The sequence below is a fragment of the Anaerostipes sp. AF04-45 genome (assembly GCF_003461725.1).
Lineage (GTDB): Bacteria > Bacillota > Clostridia > Lachnospirales > Lachnospiraceae > Anaerostipes > Anaerostipes caccae.
In genome coordinates, this window is sequence record NZ_QTXQ01000009.1 from 66,966 (window position 1) to 85,316 (window position 18,351).

Annotated in this window: 15 protein-coding genes; 4 read left to right on the plus strand and 11 right to left on the minus strand. The window is 44.7% G+C overall.

Annotation, left to right across the window (positions count from 1 at the left end):
- Window positions 1–62 precede the first annotated feature (62 nt).
- The 5 genes from DWV34_RS13595 to DWV34_RS13625 form a co-directional block, all read right to left on the minus strand.
- Entirely contained in the window at window positions 63–1,049 is a 987-nt protein-coding gene (locus DWV34_RS13595; RefSeq protein WP_022261157.1) for a bile acid:sodium symporter family protein, read from the minus strand.
- Between the two features lie 473 nt (window positions 1,050–1,522).
- Window positions 1,523–2,047 (minus strand): hypothetical protein, encoded by a 525-nt coding sequence (locus DWV34_RS13610; protein WP_022261159.1) that lies wholly within the window; start codon window positions 2,045–2,047, stop codon window positions 1,523–1,525.
- A gap of 206 nt (window positions 2,048–2,253) precedes the next feature.
- Window positions 2,254–3,003 carry a class I SAM-dependent methyltransferase gene (locus tag DWV34_RS13615; protein ID WP_118476513.1) on the minus strand — a complete coding sequence of 250 codons (750 nt, stop codon included), beginning with the start codon at window positions 3,001–3,003 and terminating at the stop codon, window positions 2,254–2,256.
- A 15-nt stretch (window positions 3,004–3,018) separates the two neighbouring features.
- The gene (locus DWV34_RS13620) at window positions 3,019–4,971 is read right to left on the minus strand and encodes a [FeFe] hydrogenase, group A (RefSeq protein ID WP_009288921.1); all 1,953 of its coding nucleotides are present in this window, start codon (window positions 4,969–4,971) and stop codon (window positions 3,019–3,021) included.
- Window positions 4,972–5,049: 78 nt separating this feature from the next.
- Entirely contained in the window at window positions 5,050–6,012 is a 963-nt protein-coding gene (locus DWV34_RS13625; protein WP_118476514.1) for a D-2-hydroxyacid dehydrogenase, read from the minus strand.
- A gap of 66 nt (window positions 6,013–6,078) precedes the next feature.
- Between DWV34_RS13625 and DWV34_RS13630 the strand changes: the two genes are divergently transcribed.
- Window positions 6,079–6,987: a PfkB family carbohydrate kinase gene (locus tag DWV34_RS13630; RefSeq protein WP_009288923.1), complete on the plus strand. Its 909-nt coding sequence runs from the start codon at window positions 6,079–6,081 to the stop codon at window positions 6,985–6,987.
- On the opposite strand, the gene DWV34_RS13635 is transcribed toward DWV34_RS13630, so the two are convergent.
- The 6 genes from DWV34_RS13635 to DWV34_RS13660 all read right to left on the minus strand — a co-directional run bounded on the left by DWV34_RS13635 (window position 6,977) and on the right by DWV34_RS13660 (window position 13,194).
- Entirely contained in the window at window positions 6,977–7,735 is a 759-nt protein-coding gene (locus tag DWV34_RS13635; RefSeq protein WP_009288924.1) for a DeoR/GlpR family DNA-binding transcription regulator, read from the minus strand. The genes DWV34_RS13630 and DWV34_RS13635 overlap by 11 nt on opposite strands.
- A gap of 23 nt (window positions 7,736–7,758) precedes the next feature.
- Window positions 7,759–8,772 carry a Gfo/Idh/MocA family oxidoreductase gene (locus DWV34_RS13640; protein WP_009288925.1) on the minus strand — a complete coding sequence of 338 codons (1,014 nt, stop codon included), beginning with the start codon at window positions 8,770–8,772 and terminating at the stop codon, window positions 7,759–7,761.
- 15 nt (window positions 8,773–8,787) lie between these two features.
- Window positions 8,788–9,474: a deoxyribose-phosphate aldolase gene (gene deoC, locus DWV34_RS13645; protein ID WP_009288926.1), complete on the minus strand. Its 687-nt coding sequence runs from the start codon at window positions 9,472–9,474 to the stop codon at window positions 8,788–8,790.
- A gap of 195 nt (window positions 9,475–9,669) precedes the next feature.
- Window positions 9,670–11,946, minus strand: a complete 2,277-nt coding sequence (locus tag DWV34_RS13650) for a xanthine dehydrogenase family protein molybdopterin-binding subunit (RefSeq protein ID WP_009288927.1) — start codon at window positions 11,944–11,946, stop codon at window positions 9,670–9,672.
- A 1-nt stretch (window position 11,947) separates the two neighbouring features.
- Window positions 11,948–12,406: a (2Fe-2S)-binding protein gene (locus tag DWV34_RS13655; RefSeq protein ID WP_009288928.1), complete on the minus strand. Its 459-nt coding sequence runs from the start codon at window positions 12,404–12,406 to the stop codon at window positions 11,948–11,950.
- Between the two features lie 2 nt (window positions 12,407–12,408).
- Window positions 12,409–13,194 (minus strand): FAD binding domain-containing protein, encoded by a 786-nt coding sequence (locus tag DWV34_RS13660; protein ID WP_009288929.1) that lies wholly within the window; start codon window positions 13,192–13,194, stop codon window positions 12,409–12,411.
- A gap of 1,437 nt (window positions 13,195–14,631) precedes the next feature.
- Between DWV34_RS13660 and DWV34_RS13670 the strand changes: the two genes are divergently transcribed.
- The 3 genes from DWV34_RS13670 to DWV34_RS13680 all read left to right on the plus strand — a co-directional run bounded on the left by DWV34_RS13670 (window position 14,632) and on the right by DWV34_RS13680 (window position 18,328).
- The gene (locus DWV34_RS13670) at window positions 14,632–16,530 is read left to right on the plus strand and encodes an acyl-CoA dehydrogenase family protein (protein ID WP_009288930.1); all 1,899 of its coding nucleotides are present in this window, start codon (window positions 14,632–14,634) and stop codon (window positions 16,528–16,530) included.
- A 43-nt stretch (window positions 16,531–16,573) separates the two neighbouring features.
- Window positions 16,574–17,776: an FprA family A-type flavoprotein gene (locus DWV34_RS13675; protein WP_009288931.1), complete on the plus strand. Its 1,203-nt coding sequence runs from the start codon at window positions 16,574–16,576 to the stop codon at window positions 17,774–17,776.
- 138 nt (window positions 17,777–17,914) lie between these two features.
- Window positions 17,915–18,328: an RrF2 family transcriptional regulator gene (locus DWV34_RS13680; RefSeq protein WP_006566033.1), complete on the plus strand. Its 414-nt coding sequence runs from the start codon at window positions 17,915–17,917 to the stop codon at window positions 18,326–18,328.
- Window positions 18,329–18,351: the final 23 nt, after the last annotated feature.

The window sequence follows — 18,351 nt, forward strand, 5'->3', positions numbered from 1 at the left end:
ACGTCTGAAATTATGCAAAAAATAAGGATACACCTATACAATACAGGTGTATCCCTAAAAAATTATTCTGTTTCTGCTGCCAGCCTGTTTTTGGCCTGTTCTTCCTGCATATTATCTTTTTGTAAATAGATTCCTGCCAAAATAGTTCCTGAGATTGAGTGCCATACACAGGATACCGCACTGGCCATAGCCGCCTGAGGTGCCGCGGCAAAATGGGCCGTTGCCAGATTTGTAGCAAGTCCCGCATTCTGCATTCCAACTTCAATCGAAATTGTGCGTTTCTTTGCTGTGTTCATTCCTGTCAGTTTGCCGACTCCATAGCCAAGGGCATATCCAAGACTGTTATGCAGCAAAACTGCAATAAAGATCACAGCACCAGATTTAAAGAAATTCGCTCCCTGAAGTGCAATAACGCCTCCGACGATCAATGCCAGCCCGATCACTGAAATTCCAGGCATGACCTGCTGTGCTTCTTTGAAAGCTTCCTTTTTGCCAAACAAGGTATTTAGTATAAATCCGAGCAGGACCGGAAGCAGTACAGATTTCACGATCGAGATGAACATAGAAGCGGCGTTGACTTCGATCCTTGCTCCTGCCAAAAACAGTACCATCATCGGTGTCATGAGTGGTGACAAAAGCGTGGATGCCGTAGTCATTCCAACGGAAAACGGTACATCTCCATGGCATAGGTATGACATGATATTCGATGATACCCCTCCCGGGCAGCAACCGACTAGAATCAATCCGATGGCAATCTCATTGGGCAGTCTTAAAATAGTCGAAATCCCATAAGCCAGAAACGGCATGATCAGGTACTGAGCCGCTGCTCCGATAAAGATATCCAGCGGACGTTTTGCCAACACTTTGAAGTCTTCTGTCGTCAATGTCAATCCCATCGTAAACATGATGACTCCAAGTACAAGGCTCTGATTATTTCCCTGTACCCAGGAGAAAACATCCGGGACAAAGAAGGCTGCAATCGCCACTAAGATGACAAAGACAGACGTTTTGCTGGACAGCATACTGCTGATTTTTTGTAAAGTTTTCATATGTATCTCCCATCTTTCATATACAATTCTATTGGATATTGTATTGTAATGAATCGACTATGTCAAGAAAAGGGAATACATTTGTTATTATAAGAAAGACGCGCTTGGAATTTCATCAAACAAACCCTATTGCAATCCAAGTAAACTTTACATCAGCTGTACCCTGAGTACAATAAGCGTTGACATTGAATCCGCTGGGATCATGAGTTCCCACACAGACAAATCTATTCGCTCCTGATTGATTTAAACCAACGACAATTCCTGGATTACTTCTAAAAGTTACACCATAATTTACCCGCTGTACCTTATATGCCTGTCCCACGGATGATATAGTTCCCTCTCCAGCTGCCATCCTCATACCTTTTACATTATTTACTTGTGAAGATAGCATATTTAAATTTGTATTTATAGCATTTAAGCTTGTCTGATCAGCCTTTTGATTTAGCTTTACATTTGTAGCATTTAAACTGGATTTATCTGCTGAGATTTAAGTTATCAACTTTGCTCTTTACTTCATTAACAATATTTGTCTGAATTTGATACTGCTCTATATTCACCAGCCCTTTAGAATCTAAAAGTACTTCAAAAGGTGTTACATTAGATGTCTTAAAGTAAAAATCCCAAGAAATCGAAAAGCCTGGGCTTTCCATCTGTGAAGGAATATTTTTAGCCTGTGCTGCCCGAGCAAGACAAAACAAAATTTCTCCTTCATCCGGGTCATCAGCATAAAAACCTACCTGCCATAATTCGTAGCTATTTTCCAAACCCTTATTCTCCAATAAGACTGGAAGGACAGTGCTGTCCCCTTCTGTCCTTGGCGGCTGAAGAGTTATATCATATCCTCCTTCCGTAACGCTGACCTGCTGCCTCAGATCCACCACAGGCACTTTTTTTGTCCCTGTAGTTACCCTTATGATCTTTAGCGTCTGACCTTTCATAAGTTTTGCCTGTAATGCTTTTCCCTGGTCCATTAAAACCGTGTTTTCCCAAATGTTCATACCATTACCTCCTGGTTAACTATACCTTATAAAACCAATAATAATTTGCAGCAAACTTCTGTTACTCTTTCTTTAACCGATCATGATCTGTATAAAGAACATAACACGATGACCAAGGGCAATGTGGGCAAGTTCCAGTTCGGACATAATAAAGAAACCGTACATTTACCCATATGTCATAAATGCACGGCTCCCCATGGACTATTTTAGTTAACTGCTGTTTGAGCAACTACAATCAGCCGTCTGCTCTGTTTATCATAGGGACTTTTATCATAGTCCCCGTAAATCTGAATGTTATGAAATCCTGCTTCTTCCAACAAACGTCTATAATCATCATCAAGAATAATCTTATATTTAATATCGTATTGATTCTGCTCGTTCCGTTCTTGTGAATGGAACAAATCCAGAACGTGTACTGTTTGAAATTGGCTGTCGTTTTCCTTCACAAATATCCGGGAAAAATCATTTCTGTTTACAACTACCTCGATTGGCGGCATAGATAATGTATAGTGTGTTGTTCCCTGTGTTAATACAAGCAGTCCCTTTGTATTCAGCCTGTCTTTCATTGACCTGAGAGCTCTCAGCAAGTCTTCATCTGTATGCATGTGAGGCAGTGATGTTGTAAGACATACAACAGCATCAAATTTTTCCGTATACGCCTCCTGTAATTGTCTGAAGTCACATTGATGAAGCGGTATTTTCTTTCTATGTTTTTCCAAATTTACAGCGGCAGCCTTTAACATTGCAGCAGAATAGTCAGAGCCGCAAACAGATAAACCCAATTCATCCAGCATAAGTAAATGCTGCCCTGTTCCGCAGGCACAGTCTAAAACAGTTTGTACATTGTTTTCAGCAAATAACACTTTAAAGAATGTCTTCTCACTCCCTAAATAATCCTCAATGCTGCCAAATTCATCATAATCATTCGCAAACTTTTCATAGACATCTTTTAACATATTCACCCCGCGTTTTTATGAATTAAAGTATCTCTTTAAGAACCCTTCAAAAGCCTTCCCATGCCTCGCTTCATCTCTCGCCATTTCGTGGACCGTTTCGTGGATGGCATCCAGACCTTTTTCTTTGGCCCGTGCCGCAAGATCTGTTTTTCCTTCAGCCGCACCATATTCTGCATCCACACGCAGTTCCAGGTTTTTCTTCGTAGAATTCGTTACTGCTTCTCCTAAAAGTTCCGCAAATTTAGCAGCGTGATCTGCTTCTTCCCTGGCCGCTTTTTCGTAGTATCGTCCGATTTCCGGATATCCTTCCCGGTGAGCTGCTCTGGCCATGGCAAAATACATTCCCACTTCCCGGCATTCTCCTTCGAAATTGGCACGCAGATCAGAAAGAATGTCCTCTGAAACTCCTTCAGCGGCTCCCACTGCGTGTTCCGCAGCCCATGACTTTTCGGCTTCCTGAAGAATAAATTTATCTGAATCCACATGACAAACCGGGCATTCTTCCGGCGCCTGCTCCCCTTCATGTACATATCCGCAGACACTGCACACATATTTTTTCACAGAATCCTTCTTTATGTCAGGTTCTTTTTCTGTTTTCTGTCCAAGCTCTTCACTCCGGTCATGATACATGGTATGCAGCATTTGTTCTGCCAGTTCGCTTAACGGCTCCCCATAAAATTTTTCATAAAGCTTCTTGATCTGCTCATTTTCATGGCTTGCACGGATCTGCATCCCGCTGTCTCTCCTGTAAAGGCTCTCAATCCTCTTTTCCTGAATGATCTGTCCTTTAAATTCTTTATCCTTCGGCTGTCCTCCGCCGCCGATACATCCGCCGGGACAGGTCATGACTTCGATGAAATGATACTGCTTATCCGAAGATTTTACCTTATCGATCATTTTTCTGGCATTTCCCGTACCGTAAACCACGGCCACGTTGACTGTGAGATCACCGATATCAAGGCTTGCCTCTTTTACCCCTTCCATGCCCCGGACAGGTTTCAGGTCGTAAAGGATATCCGGTGCTTTTTCTTTTGTGATAAACTCATATGCAGTTCTTAACGCTGCCTCCATGACACCTCCGGAATTGCCAAAGATCACCCCCGCACCTGATCCCTCTCCCATAAACTGATCAAAATCGGAGTCTTCTAAACTGAGAAAGTCGATCTCTTCTTCTTTCGCCCACAGTGCTGCTTCTCTCGTTGTTATGACGTGATCCATATCCCGCATATCTTCTTTGCCATAGGAAATGCCTGCGTCCTTCATCTCTTCCCTGCGGATTTCAAATTTTTTCGCCGTACACGGTGTCAGCGCCACATTTACGATCTTCTCCGGATCGATGCCCATCAGCTTCGCAAAATAGGTTTTGATGGTCGGTCCCTGCATTCCGATGGGACTTTTTGCCGTAGAAATATGATCCAGCAGCTCCGGATAATAAATCTCTGCAAACTTCACCCATGCAGGACAGCAGCTGGTAAACTGAGGCAAAGGTTTTGTTCCTTTCGTAATCCTCTCGATCAGTTCGCTTGCTTCCTCCATGATCGTAAGATCTGCACTGAAATTTGTATCCAGCACATAATCAACCCCCAGAGCGCGGAGGAGTGCCACCATTTTGCCCTGGACAAACATACCTTCTTCTGTTCCGAATTCCTCACCCAAAGCAGCCCTCACAGACGGTGATGTACTTACGATAACAATCTTTTCCGGATCTTTTACCGCCTCTCTGACCTGCTGGTACTCATATGTCTCGGTGATGCTCTCAACCGGACAGACATTGGCACATTGGCCACAGTTGATACAGACGGCCCTGTCTTTCGTCTCGGCAAGTGAATAAGTTCCCAATACGGAAATATAATCTTTGCAGATATTTTTACACTGGCCGCATTTAATGCACTTTTCCTCATGCCTCATGATAGACGGATTATCGGAATCGATCGGTACTCTTACATCGACAGACAAATGTTTACTCATTGGTTTTCCCCCTTACAGCATATCATAAATAGTAACAATTACTATTATTATATATTATTTCCCAGGAGAACACAACGTTTATTTGCAGTATCCTGTCTGAAAATCAACGACATGGAGCAATTCTTCTCCGCTCAGATATCTTCTGACATTTTCCACTGCAATGTCTGCGATAAAATCCAATGTCTGCGGAAGATGAAAATCCCCAGAAATATGAGGTGTGATCACTGCATTTTTAATATTCCACAGACGGTGTTCCTGAGGCAGAGGCTCCGGATCTGTCACATCCAATCCCGCGGCATAAATCTCTCCCCTGATCAGAGCATTGCACAGTGCCTCCGTATCCACGGCATTTCCCCGGCCTGCATTGAGAAATACTGCATTTTTTTTCATTTTCTTAAACTGGCCTTCTCCAAATATCCCTCTCGTAACAGGTGTATTAGGAAGGATGGAAACGACCACATCCGCCTTTGGAAGCAGCTCATCGAGTTTCTCCATGGTGTGCAGTTCATCCACGCCCTCCGGGCACTCTGACTTTCTTCTCTTAATTCCGATCACATAAGAATCCAGCCCTTTCATCATTTTGGCAAAGGACAGACCTATATTCCCGAGTCCCGCGATCAGCACCGTATTTCCAGTCAGAGAAAGCACCTGCCCCTCATCGGACCAGTCGCAGCGATTCTGATTGTCCCGGTAGACGTGAAGCTTCTTCTGTATGGACATGAGCATTGCAAACAGGTGCTCCCCCACGGCTTTTCCATAGGCACCAGTAGCACTGGTCATGATCGTATTTTTATTTAAAATATTCACGCCCATATAGGCATCAGTCCCGGAAGAATTCAGCTGCAGAAGTTCCAGATTCTTCGACATGCCGATCATCCATGCAGGAACATTTCCGATGATGATATTTGCCTCCTGCACCATTTCTCTGCTGACATCCTCATATATGGAATACATGATTTCACACCCTTCGGAAACTTCTTTCAGTTTTTCTTTATATGTATCGCTTATGGGAACAACGGTCAAAATCTTTTTCTTTGTCATAATGATTCTCCTATCCTGTTTAATTTTTAGGGATTTTATTATATCATAAGACATGGAGGAAAATATATGAACCCGAAAAAGAAAATTTTGATCATCGGCTCCTCTGTAGCCGATGTGATCATGAATGTCAAAAAACTCCCTGCCCCCGGTGAAGATGTTCATATCTTAAATCAGCGTCTGTGCATCGGCGGATGTGCTTTTAATGTATCCGATATGATCCGGCATTTTCAGGTGCCTCACCTGCTGTTTTCTCCGGCAGGAACCGGGATCTATGGAGATTTTGTCAGAGAAGAATGGGAAAAACGCGGGATTGTCTCCGTCCTGCCTGTCCCTGATCTTGAAAACGGCTGCTGCTATTGTTTTGTCGATCAGACAGGCGAACGGACTTTTGCTTCTTACCACGGAGCCGAATATCTGTTTCAGAAAGAGTGGTTTGATCTGATCGATGCTTCCGAATATGACACAGCCTATATCTGCGGACTGGAAATCGAAGAAAGTACCGGAGAACACATCGTTTCGTTTTTAGAACAGCAGCCACATATGAAGATCTATTATGCACCCGGTCCAAGGATCGAGAAACAGCCGAAAGATCTGATGTATCGCCTGTTTGCACTTCATCCTGTGGTACATTTAAACCAGTCCGAATCTTTTTTGCTGACCGGTAAGACAGATACGGAACATGCCGCCAGGGCCATCACCAGGCTGACCGGACAGGATGTCGTCATCACGCTCGGCAAAGACGGTGCATACTGTCTGGAAAACGGAACAGGGGTATTTCTTCCGTCCAGAAATGCAAAACAAGTGGACGCCACCGGAGCCGGTGACGCCCACATAGGAGCTGTTATGGCGCTTAGAAAACTGGGATTTTCCCTTTCTCATGCAGTCGGCAAAGCCAACTTAGTCTCTGCCGCAGTCGTTAAGAAAAAGGGGGCTTCTCTGGATCATTCTTCATTTTTACGATGCTTTAATAAATAACTGTCCCATGGCTTTCAAAGGCTTCTTTCATTTCATCGGACAGCGGTTCATCCAGGATAAAACCGTCGAAGTCTACGATCTTTGCATAGGAACAAATGGTACGCTTCCCGATCTTGGACGTATCGCAGACGAGATAATTCTGGTCTGCCGCGGCCATCATTTCCTTTTTGATCTCTGCCTGATCCATGTTTGGTGTGGTGGCACCCTTGGTCAGAGACACACCGTCCGATGACATAAATGCCTTTTCAACCGAGATATTCTCCAAAAACTTCATGCCCATACTGCCCACCGTGCTTTCGAATGCCGTCCGCACATGACCTCCGATCAGGATCAGATAAACGCCCTCCATTTTTTGAAGTTCCATGGCTGAAGGCAGGTCATTGGTCACGACCGTGAGGTTTTTTGCATCCTTTAAGAGTTTTGCAAGTTCCAGCATGGTCGTTCCGCTGTCCAGAAGAATCGTATCCCCGTCCTTTATCATGCTTCTGGCCTTTGCAGCGGCTTTCTGCTTTTCCCTCAGACATTTCTGTTTTCTTGCGGCGATAGACTCTTCCACATTCAAAATATCATCGTTCAGCAGTGCCCCTCCGTGAGTTCTGATCAGCCTCCCTGCCTTCTCCAGTTCCATCAGATAGGTGCGGACCGTCGTTCCGCTCACATGAAACCGCTCAGAAAGTTCGGCGCTGCTCACCCTTTTATTTTCTTTCAAAAGCCTCATGATTTCTTCTTTTCGTTCTTCTGCAAACATACGGTCCTCCTGTCAGTCTCTTCTTATAATTTCACGATCTTTTTGTTTACGATGGATTCATTTCCTGCTTTTACGATCCTTACTGCCATCTTTCCGTCAAGGCCGCTGCACTCTACCGGAGTATCATTTAAGATAGCGCGGATGAAGCTTCGGTCCTCGGCCAAGTAGGCGTCTTTAAACAAGAACTTCCAGCTCCTCGTAGTCGGACGTTTTAACTCGTGATTCGGAGTACAGGTAAGGATCTTCTTTTCATGGATATCTCCGAGACAGATGACTCCTTTTGTCCCCAGAATTTCTACCCTGGCGTCATATCCATACTGAACATACTGGGCGCCTTCCACGCAGGCATGAATTCCATTGGCAAACTCACCGGTCATAATAACATTGTCATAGAAATCCGGATACTGTTCGGCAATCTCTTTGTTTCGGAAATTCCCTCCTATGGCGTAAACGCTCTCAAGTTCACTTTCCGCGAACCAGCGGACCGTGTCAATATCATGGCTGCTGACCTCTGCCAAAGGTCCGTTGCTCTTTTTAATATCGTACATCCACTCCTTTGGTTTACTAGGCCCTCTGGAATGAGATTTCACTAAGACAATCTCCCCGATCTCCCCTTCTGCGATCATCCGTTTTGCTTCCTGGAAGCTCTCGTCGAAACGGCGCATAAATCCAATCTGCAGCTTTACATTATTTTCATCGGCGGCCCTGATCATCTCGTCACACTCTTCCTCGTTCATAGCCATAGGCTTTTCACAGAAAATGTGCTTCTTTGCCTGAGCTGCGGCCACTGCGATCTCTTTGTGGTACTTGGTGGGCGTCACAATATAGACCGCATTGATCTCGTCATTTTTCAGGACATCTCTGTAATCTGTATAATACTGTTCAATGCCCAGCTCTTCTGCCGCATTTTTTGCCGTTTCCTCTACCGGGTCACAGACTGCGATAATCCTTGCATTAGGAACGCTTCCTGTGTAATTATGTGCGTGGACCATACCTGCCCTTCCGGAGCCGATCAGACATACTTTGACTTCTCTCATCTTATTTTCCTCCCCTTATTCCTGCATCTCTTTTATAATCTCAACACCTGCACTCGTTCCGAGTCTCTCAGCTCCGGCTTCTATCATATCCAGGGCAGTTTTCAGATCTCTGATGCCTCCCGCGGCTTTTACTTTCACTGTATCGCCCACGACTGATTTCATCAGCCTCACGTCTTCCACTGCAGCCCCTCCGGTTCCAAATCCCGTAGATGTTTTAATGAAATCCGGCTTTACCTCTTTTGCAATTTCTGCAACTTTTGTTTTTTCTTCGTCAGTCAGGTAACAGTTTTCAAAGATCACTTTGCTGATGACCCCTGCCTTCCTGCAGACAGCCACGATCTGCTCCATCTCTTCTTTTATGTACTCGAAATTTTTGTTTTTTACTTCCGCCACGTTGATCACATAGTCAATCTCATCGGCTCCCTTTTCTATGGCATCTTTGGTCTCGAAGACTTTGCACTCAAGTGTGGTCTGCCCGAGAGGAAATCCAATGGCTGCCCCCACATGCACCGGACTTCCATCCAACAGTTCTTTGCACAGACTGATCTGTGCCGGATTGATCGCTACCATCTTGAACCGGTACTCTTTCGCCTCGCCGCAAAGCTTTTCAAACATTGCTCTGTCTGCAAATGCCTTTAAATTTGTGTGATCTACCATACCTGCCAACTGTTCTGCCGTGATCTTCATCTCTGCACCCTCCATTTCGTTTACATGCGTTTTACTTCGTTTACTTGTGTTTATGGCTTTATATTACCACAGGTAATATATAAAAGCAATACATAATAGAACAAAAGCAAACAAAAGTTTTCGTAAGCGCTGTATCCTCTAATAAAACAAAGAAGAATCTGGAAAGATTTTCTCTCACAGACTCTTCTTTTATAAAATATTTTCAGTTTTTTATTTTTCTTTCATCCCCATGTAGATCTTCTCTGCTGTAATCGGCAGTTCTCTCACACGCACTCCCGACGCATTGTATACTGCCTCAGCGATTGCCGGATTTGGGGTATTAATGACAATTTCTCCGATGGATTTTGCCCCAAAAGGTCCTGTCGGCTCGTAGCTGCTCTGGAATTCTACCCGGATATTTCCGATGTCCTGTCTTGTAGGAATCTTGTACTGCATAAAAGAGTTGGCCGATGTCTTCCCTTTGTCATTGTAAAGGATTTCTTCATACAAAGCCATTCCGATTCCCTGAGCAATGCCTCCTTCGGTCTGGACTCTTGCAAGATTCGGATTAATGACAGTTCCACAGTCCACCACAGCCGCGAAATCAATCAGCTCCACTGCTCCAGTCTCCAAATCCACTTCCACTTCTGCGGCACCTGCCATAAAAGGAGGCGGAGAAGTCGGGGAATAATGGGATTCGCTTGCCTGAAGCGCTTCCTCATTTCCGCACATCACCTGATTGCCGATCTCTTTTAATGATATTTCTTTTCCGCTTTCCGGATGGAACACTCTCTTTCCGTCAAATTCCACTTCTTCCTTAGAACAAGAAATGTACTGGGCACCTTTTTTAAGAATCTTTTCTTTCAAGACCTCACAAGTCTTGACCACAGCCATTCCGGTCACATAGGTTGTACTGGATGCGTAGGAGCCTGTATCATACGGAGATACGTCCGTATCCACTCCGTGGACAATGATCTGATCCATATCACAATCCAGACAGTCTGCTGCCATCTGGGCAAGGATCGTATCGCATCCGGTTCCCATGTCAGAAGCTCCTATGATCAGACTGTAAAATCCGTCGTCGTTTACTTTGATCGTCACAGCAGCCGTGTCCACATTGGAAATTCCGGATCCCTGCATGGCTAATGCCAGACCAACACCCCTGACTTTTCCGTTCCCCATGTCTTTTCTTGGATATTTCTCATCCCATGAGATCATCTCTTTCACCCGCTCCACACATTTGTCCAGAGCACAGCTTGTTGCTGTCTCACCATAGTAAGCAGACATCTTCTGGCCTTCCTTCACCATGTTCATTTCTCTTAACTTCACCGGATCCATATTCATCTTATGGGCCAGTTCATTTACTGCGGATTCCACGGCAAAAATACCCTGAGTAGCTCCGTATCCCCGGTAAGCACCGGCAGACATGACATTGGTATAGACTACATCGTAAGCAAATCGGAATGCTTCTGTCTTGCCGTACAGAGGGATGGACTTATGTCCGGAGAGCCCAACGGTCGTCGGGCCATGCTCTCCGTATGCCCCTGTATTTGACAGAGTATATACATCGATTCCCTTAATAATTCCATTTTCATCTGCACCGATGCGCACGGTGACTTCCATCTCATGCCTCGGACTAGATGCGATGAAAGATTCTTCTCTTGTGTAGACGATCTTCGCAGGCTTCCCTGTCTTCATGGTCACCAGGGCCGGATAGACTTCCGTAACTACCGTCTGCTTCGCCCCAAAGCCTCCTCCGATCCTTGGCTTTACTACACGGATCTTTGACTTTGGAATATCTAAGGCATGTGCCAGAATTCTTCTCACATGGAAAGTGACCTGCGTGGAAGACACCACATTGAGCCTTCCATATGCGTCCATATGTGTAAACGTACAGAAGTTTTCCATCATGGCCTGCTGGTTTGCTTTCGTGTGATAAGTCTCCTCTACGTAATATTTACAATCTTTCAGCACCTTGTCTATATCGCCTTCCTGTGTCTCATTGTGGGCACAGAGATTTCTGCGATTATCCGCCCCAACTTCACAGAGAGCTTTCCAGTTTTCTTCCGGATGCACCAGGATCTCGTGATCTTTCGCCTTTCTGAAATTAAGGACCGGCTCCAGCACTTCGTAATCTACTTTTACAAGCTTCATAGCCTTTGCCACTGCTTTTTCAGAGACACCGGCAATCACTGCAACCGCATCTCCGACAAAACGTACCCTGTCGTCTAAGATCCTGCGGTCATAGGGACTCGGCTCTGGATAAGTCTGTCCGGCCATAGTAAATCTCTTGTCCGGGCAGTCTTCATGAGTCAAAACACACTCAATTCCCGGAACTTTCAGTGCTCTTTCCGTTTCTATTTTCTGGATCTTAGCATGGGCATGGGGACTCCTTAAAACCTTGACAATCAGGCAGTCCTTCGGAGCCAGATCATCCGTATAGACAGGTTTTCCGGTCACCAATGCCATGGAATCTACTTTTGGGACAGAAGTATTGACTGAATTCATGTTACTGTCCTCCTTTTTCTTTCATGTAACTTTGAATGGCGCGCATCTGGCCCTCATATCCGGAACACCGGCAGAGGTTCCCTGCCAGATACTCTTTTATTTCCTCAATGGATGGATCTTTTAATTCTCTCATCATCGCAATCACATTCATGATAAATCCTGGAGAACAGTATCCACACTGTTCTGCCCCTTCTTTTGCCAGGAACCTTCCAAAATCTTCCGCCTCTTCCTGAAGCCCTTCTAAAGTAACGATTTCTTTTCCTTCTGCCCTGGCTGCCGGCATGGCGCAGGAAAGACTCGGTTTTCCGTCCACCAAAACGGTACACAGACCGCAGTTGGTTGTGTCACAGCCCCTTTTGACGCTGTAACATCCCATATCTCTCAATAAATCCAGCAGCATACAGTCCGGCTCTATATCAGCTGCCGCCGGCTTTCCGTTTAACTGAAATTTCACTTCCATCCCTATGACTCCTCCAATACAGCATTTGCGGCACGCCTTACGAGAACTTTTGCGATCGCTTCCCGGTATTCAGCGCTGCCTCTCATATTGCTTCCAAATTTCATGTCAGCGACTGCCTTTTCGCCCAAAGTCTCTGCCGGTTCTCCATGGATCACAGCAAGCTCAGCCTTCGCCGGCCTTGCTCCAACGGAGACATACCATGTATCTTCCTTTTTAGATACAGCACATGCAGCCACAGGGAAATCGGTCTTTGTCGCCCTCTGGGACAGATAAGCGACTCTGCGCCCATCTTTTTTAATGATGATCTTCTCTAAGATATCACGGTCACGCTTCCTGTCAGCAAATTCAGCCAAAGTCATTTTCCCTGCATGAACCAACACCACTTCCGTGTCGAGGGCAAGCAGACAGGTCAACACATCAGAAAAACCAAATCTGCCGTAGATACTCCCGCCTACTGTGGCCTGATTCCTGAACTGGACACCCACGATATGCCGCACGCTTTCCTTTATGGCTCCGCAAAAATAAGCCTCCAGCCCCGGATGAGTTTCCAGGCTCCTCAGGGAACACATAGCTCCGATCTCAAACGCATCCTCTGTCTCCCTAATGTAGTCTAAATCAAGTCCGGACAAATCAATGGCATTTTGTATGCGGGGAGAACAAAGTCTCAGCCACATCATCCCCCCAAGGACCCGGTTAGCCTTCTTTTGGTTCAGCTCATATGCCTCCGAAAGACTTTCCGGCCTTAAATAATTTGCTATCGTTACCAATTTAATCTCCTCCATCGTCATTCGTTAAAATCACTCCCCGTCCGACACATTTTTTCGTTTCCGGACAGAAAACACTAATTTATACTCTAACATAGAAATAAGAAAGAACGAAAGAGTTTTTTGAGAAAAACCAGATGTATACAAGAATTAGATAAATTTATACCCTTCAGGTGGGTGCGCTATATTTGATAAGGTATGGGGTTTTTAGCGCTATTTCCGTCACGCTTTGAAATGTGTTCCTCCAATAGTGCTAAAAAACTATCGTTAGATAGTTCCAAATGGACCGCCGCAGAGACTTTGCTGAATGTTAAAAAATCTTACATATCTGAGGCAGCAAGTCGTAAAACTAGTCAAAATGTCATGACATACAGAAAAATACCCTGGCAGTTAGACATGGACTCCTATTCTGTGCCTAACTATCAGGGTATATCTTATTTCTGTTACTGTTTATCTGGCTGTGATGAAACGGTTTGATCTTGCAATCAAATTTCAATACAACTCTTGTTACTGTTTATCTGGAAGGGGAACTGTTAGAACTTGTGTGCCAGGTAGAATTTCAATACAACTCTTGTTACTGTTTATCCATCGCTTTTAAGCCATTCTTCCATTTCATTATAGACAGTTTTGCTGATAAAATCAACGTTTCTCTAAATTTTTCCCAACCGTCATCAATTTTCTCACATTTTTCTCCAATACACCTTCAAATGGCTATTTCCCGTGGTTTTTATGTGATTATCAATTTTACAGGTTGGGAAATCAGTATGACATTTTTCACATAATTTCCGTTCGGCTCTTAGAATGCCTCACTCCAATCATGTGGAAAATGTACGTAATGTCTGCTGGAGAAAGGCCTCTGTCAAAAAAGGTGCTACTTTTCGAAAGTTATTTACCGCTATTGGAAAAGCGTATTTCAAAAGTGCGACGGAAATAGTGGTGAAAATGTACGTAATTTCTACTACAGAAGGCAGATGAACAAACAAAAATGTTCATTTGCGATAGTTTTTTAGCACTATTGGAGGAACGCATTTCAAAGCGTGACGGAAATGCCTCCTTCTAATAATTGAAAAACTACCACAGACTTCAACCTTATATTTTATGAACAGCCTTCTCCAGCAGCCTTTATCACCATTTTCTGCATGATTGGAGTGAGGCATTCTAAGAGCCGAACGGAAATCATGCAGAAAATGTCACCGGCAATACTCACAGTTATTTTCTCTTTTTTTCGTTATACTTCACAAACTTAATCAAGTTTATCCCAACCCTATTTACTTCTGCCAATCTCAGGTATATACTGGAAACAACTTATACTTTACTAATTTTATCAAGTTTATATTTTTTACATTTCAATCATAGTATTCTAAATACCTTATCGTGAGATCACACTCTTTAAAGAGCCTTTCAGCAAGGCATTCATTACGGTGTTTTCCTCACAAAAATTTAAATCAAAGGAGGCTCTATATGTTATTTCAAACAACCGAAGCTCATGAAGCCCTGCGTGCGAAAGTCAGGGAATTTGCAGAAACCGAAGTAAAACCACTCACCTTCCTCTTGGACAAAGAAAATGAATTTCCGACCGAAGCCATTGAAAAGTTTGCCAAAATGGGCATGATGGGACTGCCGTATCCGAAAGAATACGGAGGCGCAGGATCAGATGTCTTGAGCTATGCCATTGCTGTAGAGGAACTTTCCAGAGTTGACGGCGGCACAGGTGTTATTTTATCTGCACACGTCTCTCTCGGAAGTTATCCGATCTTCGCTTTCGGAACTGAAGAACAAAAACAAAAATATCTCGTTCCTCTCGCTTCCGGTGAAAAGCTCGGTGCATTTGGCCTTACGGAACAAAATGCAGGCAGCGATGCGGGAGGTACTGAAACCACCGCAGTCCTTGAAGGCGACCATTACGTGTTAAACGGAGGCAAGATCTTTATCACCAATGCCGATAAGGCGGATACTTATGTAGTGTTTGCAGTCACAACCCCGGATATCGGAACTCATGGCATCAGCGCATTTATCGTTGAAAAGGGCTGGGAAGGCTTCACCTTCGGCGATCATTACGACAAAATGGGAATCCGTTCCTCTTCCACTGCTGAACTGATCTTCAATGACGTAAAAGTACCGAAAGAAAATCTTCTCGGAAAAGAAGGAGAAGGCTTTAAAATTGCCATGTCCACATTGGACGGAGGACGGATCGGCATCGCTGCACAGGCCCTCGGCATTGCGCAGGGTGCATATGAAAATGCTCTGGAATACTCCAAAGAAAGAGAACAGTTCGGACGTCCGATCTGCCAGCAGCAGGCCATCGCATTTAAGCTTGCGGATATGGCGACCAAATTGAGAACTGCCCGCCTGCTCGTGTACAGCGCCGCTGATCTGAAAGAAAATCATGAGCCATACGGTCTGGAATCTGCCATGGCAAAACAGTATACTTCCGATATCTGTCTGGAAGTTGTCAACGATGCACTTCAGATCTTTGGTGGAACCGGCTACTTAAAAGGCATGGATGTGGAACGTGCCTACAGAGATGCAAAAATCTGTACCATCTATGAGGGCACCAATGAAATCCAGAGAGTCGTCATCGCTTCTCATATCATTGGAAAGATGCCGAAAAATCAGCCAACCAGAAAAAAAGGTGCTGAGACCGGTGTCCGCAAAAAAATGATCTTAAAAGACGGTTCCGCCGAAGAACGGGTGGACGCTGTTGTAGAAGCCCTCAAAAAAGACGGATATGATTTTACGGTCGGCATCGACTTAGACACTCCGATTTCAAAAGCAGACAGAGTCGTCAGCGCAGGAAAAGGCATCGGTCCGAAAGAAAATATGAAACTGATTGAAGATTTAGCCGTTCAGGCAGGAGCTGCCATCGGTTCTTCCCGTCCGGTAGCAGAAACTTTAAAATATGTTCCGATCAACCGGTATGTGGGAATGTCCGGACAGAAATTTAACGGAAACCTGTACATCGCCTGCGGCATTTCCGGGGCAGGACAGCATTTAAAAGGAATCAAAGATGCCACAACCATTGTAGCAGTTAATACCAATGCAAATGCTCCGATCTTTAAAAATGCGGATTACGGCATCGTCGGAGATGTGGAAGAAATTCTTCCTCTGCTGACCAAGGCCCTCGACAATGGAGAACCAAAACAGCCGGCTCCTCCGATGAAAAAAATGAAACGTGCAAAACCGAAGAAAACTGTTCCTACCTGGAAACGCTATGTCTGCAATGGATGCGGATATGAATATGATCCGGCGAACGGAGATCCCGAGGGAGAGATTGATCCTGGAACTCTATTTGAAAAACTTCCGGAAGAATGGATCTGTCCGGACTGCGGCGAATCAAAAGATATGTTTATTGAAGTTTAAACGTTCCTGCATTTGGACAACTGATCAAAAGGAGGTATGATCCATGCATTGTGTTAGAAAAGTAACCGAAGATTTATATTGGGTTGGCGGCAATGACCACCGCCTGGCCCTGTTTGAAAATATCCATCCGATTCCGAGAGGGGTTTCCTATAACTCCTATCTGCTTCTGGATGAAAAGACCGTATTATTTGACACGGTTGACTGGTCCATCGGACGGCAGTTCCTAGAGAATATCGAATATGTTCTGGACGGGAGACCCTTGGACTATATGGTGATCAACCACATGGAACCGGACCACGGGGCTTCTATTGAAGAAGTGCTTCTGCGCCACCCGGAAGTACAGATCATCAGTACAGAAAAGGCCTTTATGCTCATGCGTCAGTTTGGATTCGATGTGGACGGACATATGATCGAGGTTGAGGAAGGAGACGTACAGTCTTTCGGAAAACATGAAGTAACCTTTGTCTATGCTCCAATGGTTCATTGGCCGGAAGCCATGGTATCCTTTGACATAACGGACGGCACTCTTTTTGCCGCCGATGCATTTGGTTCCTTCGGCGCCCTGGACGGCAAACTGTTCAATGATGAAGTAAACTTTGACAGAGACTGGATTGATGATGCCAGAAGATATTATACAAATATCGTTGGCAAATATGGTCCTCATGTACAATCCCTGTTAAAGAAAGCAGGAACCATAGATATCAAAACGATCTGTCCTCTGCATGGTCCGGTATGGCGCACAGACCTTGGTTATTTCCTTGATAAATATGATAAATGGAGCCGGTATGAGCCGGAAGAACAGGGCGTGATGATCGTCTACGCTTCCATGTACGGCAACACCGAAGCCGCTGCACAGAATCTGGCTGCAAAACTGTGTGAAAAGGGTATGACAAATGTAGTCTTATACGATGTGTCAAATACCCATGTATCCCAGCTGATCTCCGAGACATTCCGTTTAAGCCACATCGTTCTGGCTTCTGTCACTTATAATTTGGGCATCTATCCATTAATGCATAATTATCTGATGGATATGAAGGCACTGAATCTCCAGAAAAGAACTTTTGCCATCATTGAAAATGGTTCCTGGGCCTGCAAATCCGGTTCACTGATGAGAGAATTTATTGATGATATGAGAGAGATGGATATCCTGGATGAGCAGGTAACACTGATGTCTTCTATGACAGAAGACAACGGTTCCGATATGGATACATTAGCTGACGGTCTCATAGAATCCATGAAACAGTAAAAATGTTCTAACCCAAAGAAGCCAGGTCCGCACTTAATATTGGCGGGCCTGGTTTTTCTCTGAAAGAATTTTCCGGGTTCCATTGACAGGTATTTTTTAGTTTGGTATATTTTCACTAAGATAAGGAGGGAGAGACACATGCTGATTTCAAGAGAAACCGATTATGCCCTGCGTATTTTAAGGGCTTTAAGCGACGGAAAGAAACGCTCAATAGAAGAAATATGCTCTCTGGAAGCAACACCGAAACAGTTTGCTTACCGCATTATTAAAAAACTGGAGACAGCCGGATGGATCATCATCACCAGAGGAGCAGAAGGCGGATGCCGCCTGACGGCAGATCTGCACGACATAAGCCTCTTTCAGCTGATGCAGGGTCTTGGCAGCGGCTTTGGCATCAATGCCTGTTTTGAAGAAGGATATGAGTGTACCAGAACGCCTCTCTGCGATGAACCGTGCCATATCAAAGAAGGCCTATTACAACTGGAAGCAGCCATAGAAAAGGAACTCAAAGAAGCAAGTCTCTATTCTCTTATTTTCGGAATATCCGGCTAAGGGCTAAGATCGGTTTCTTATAT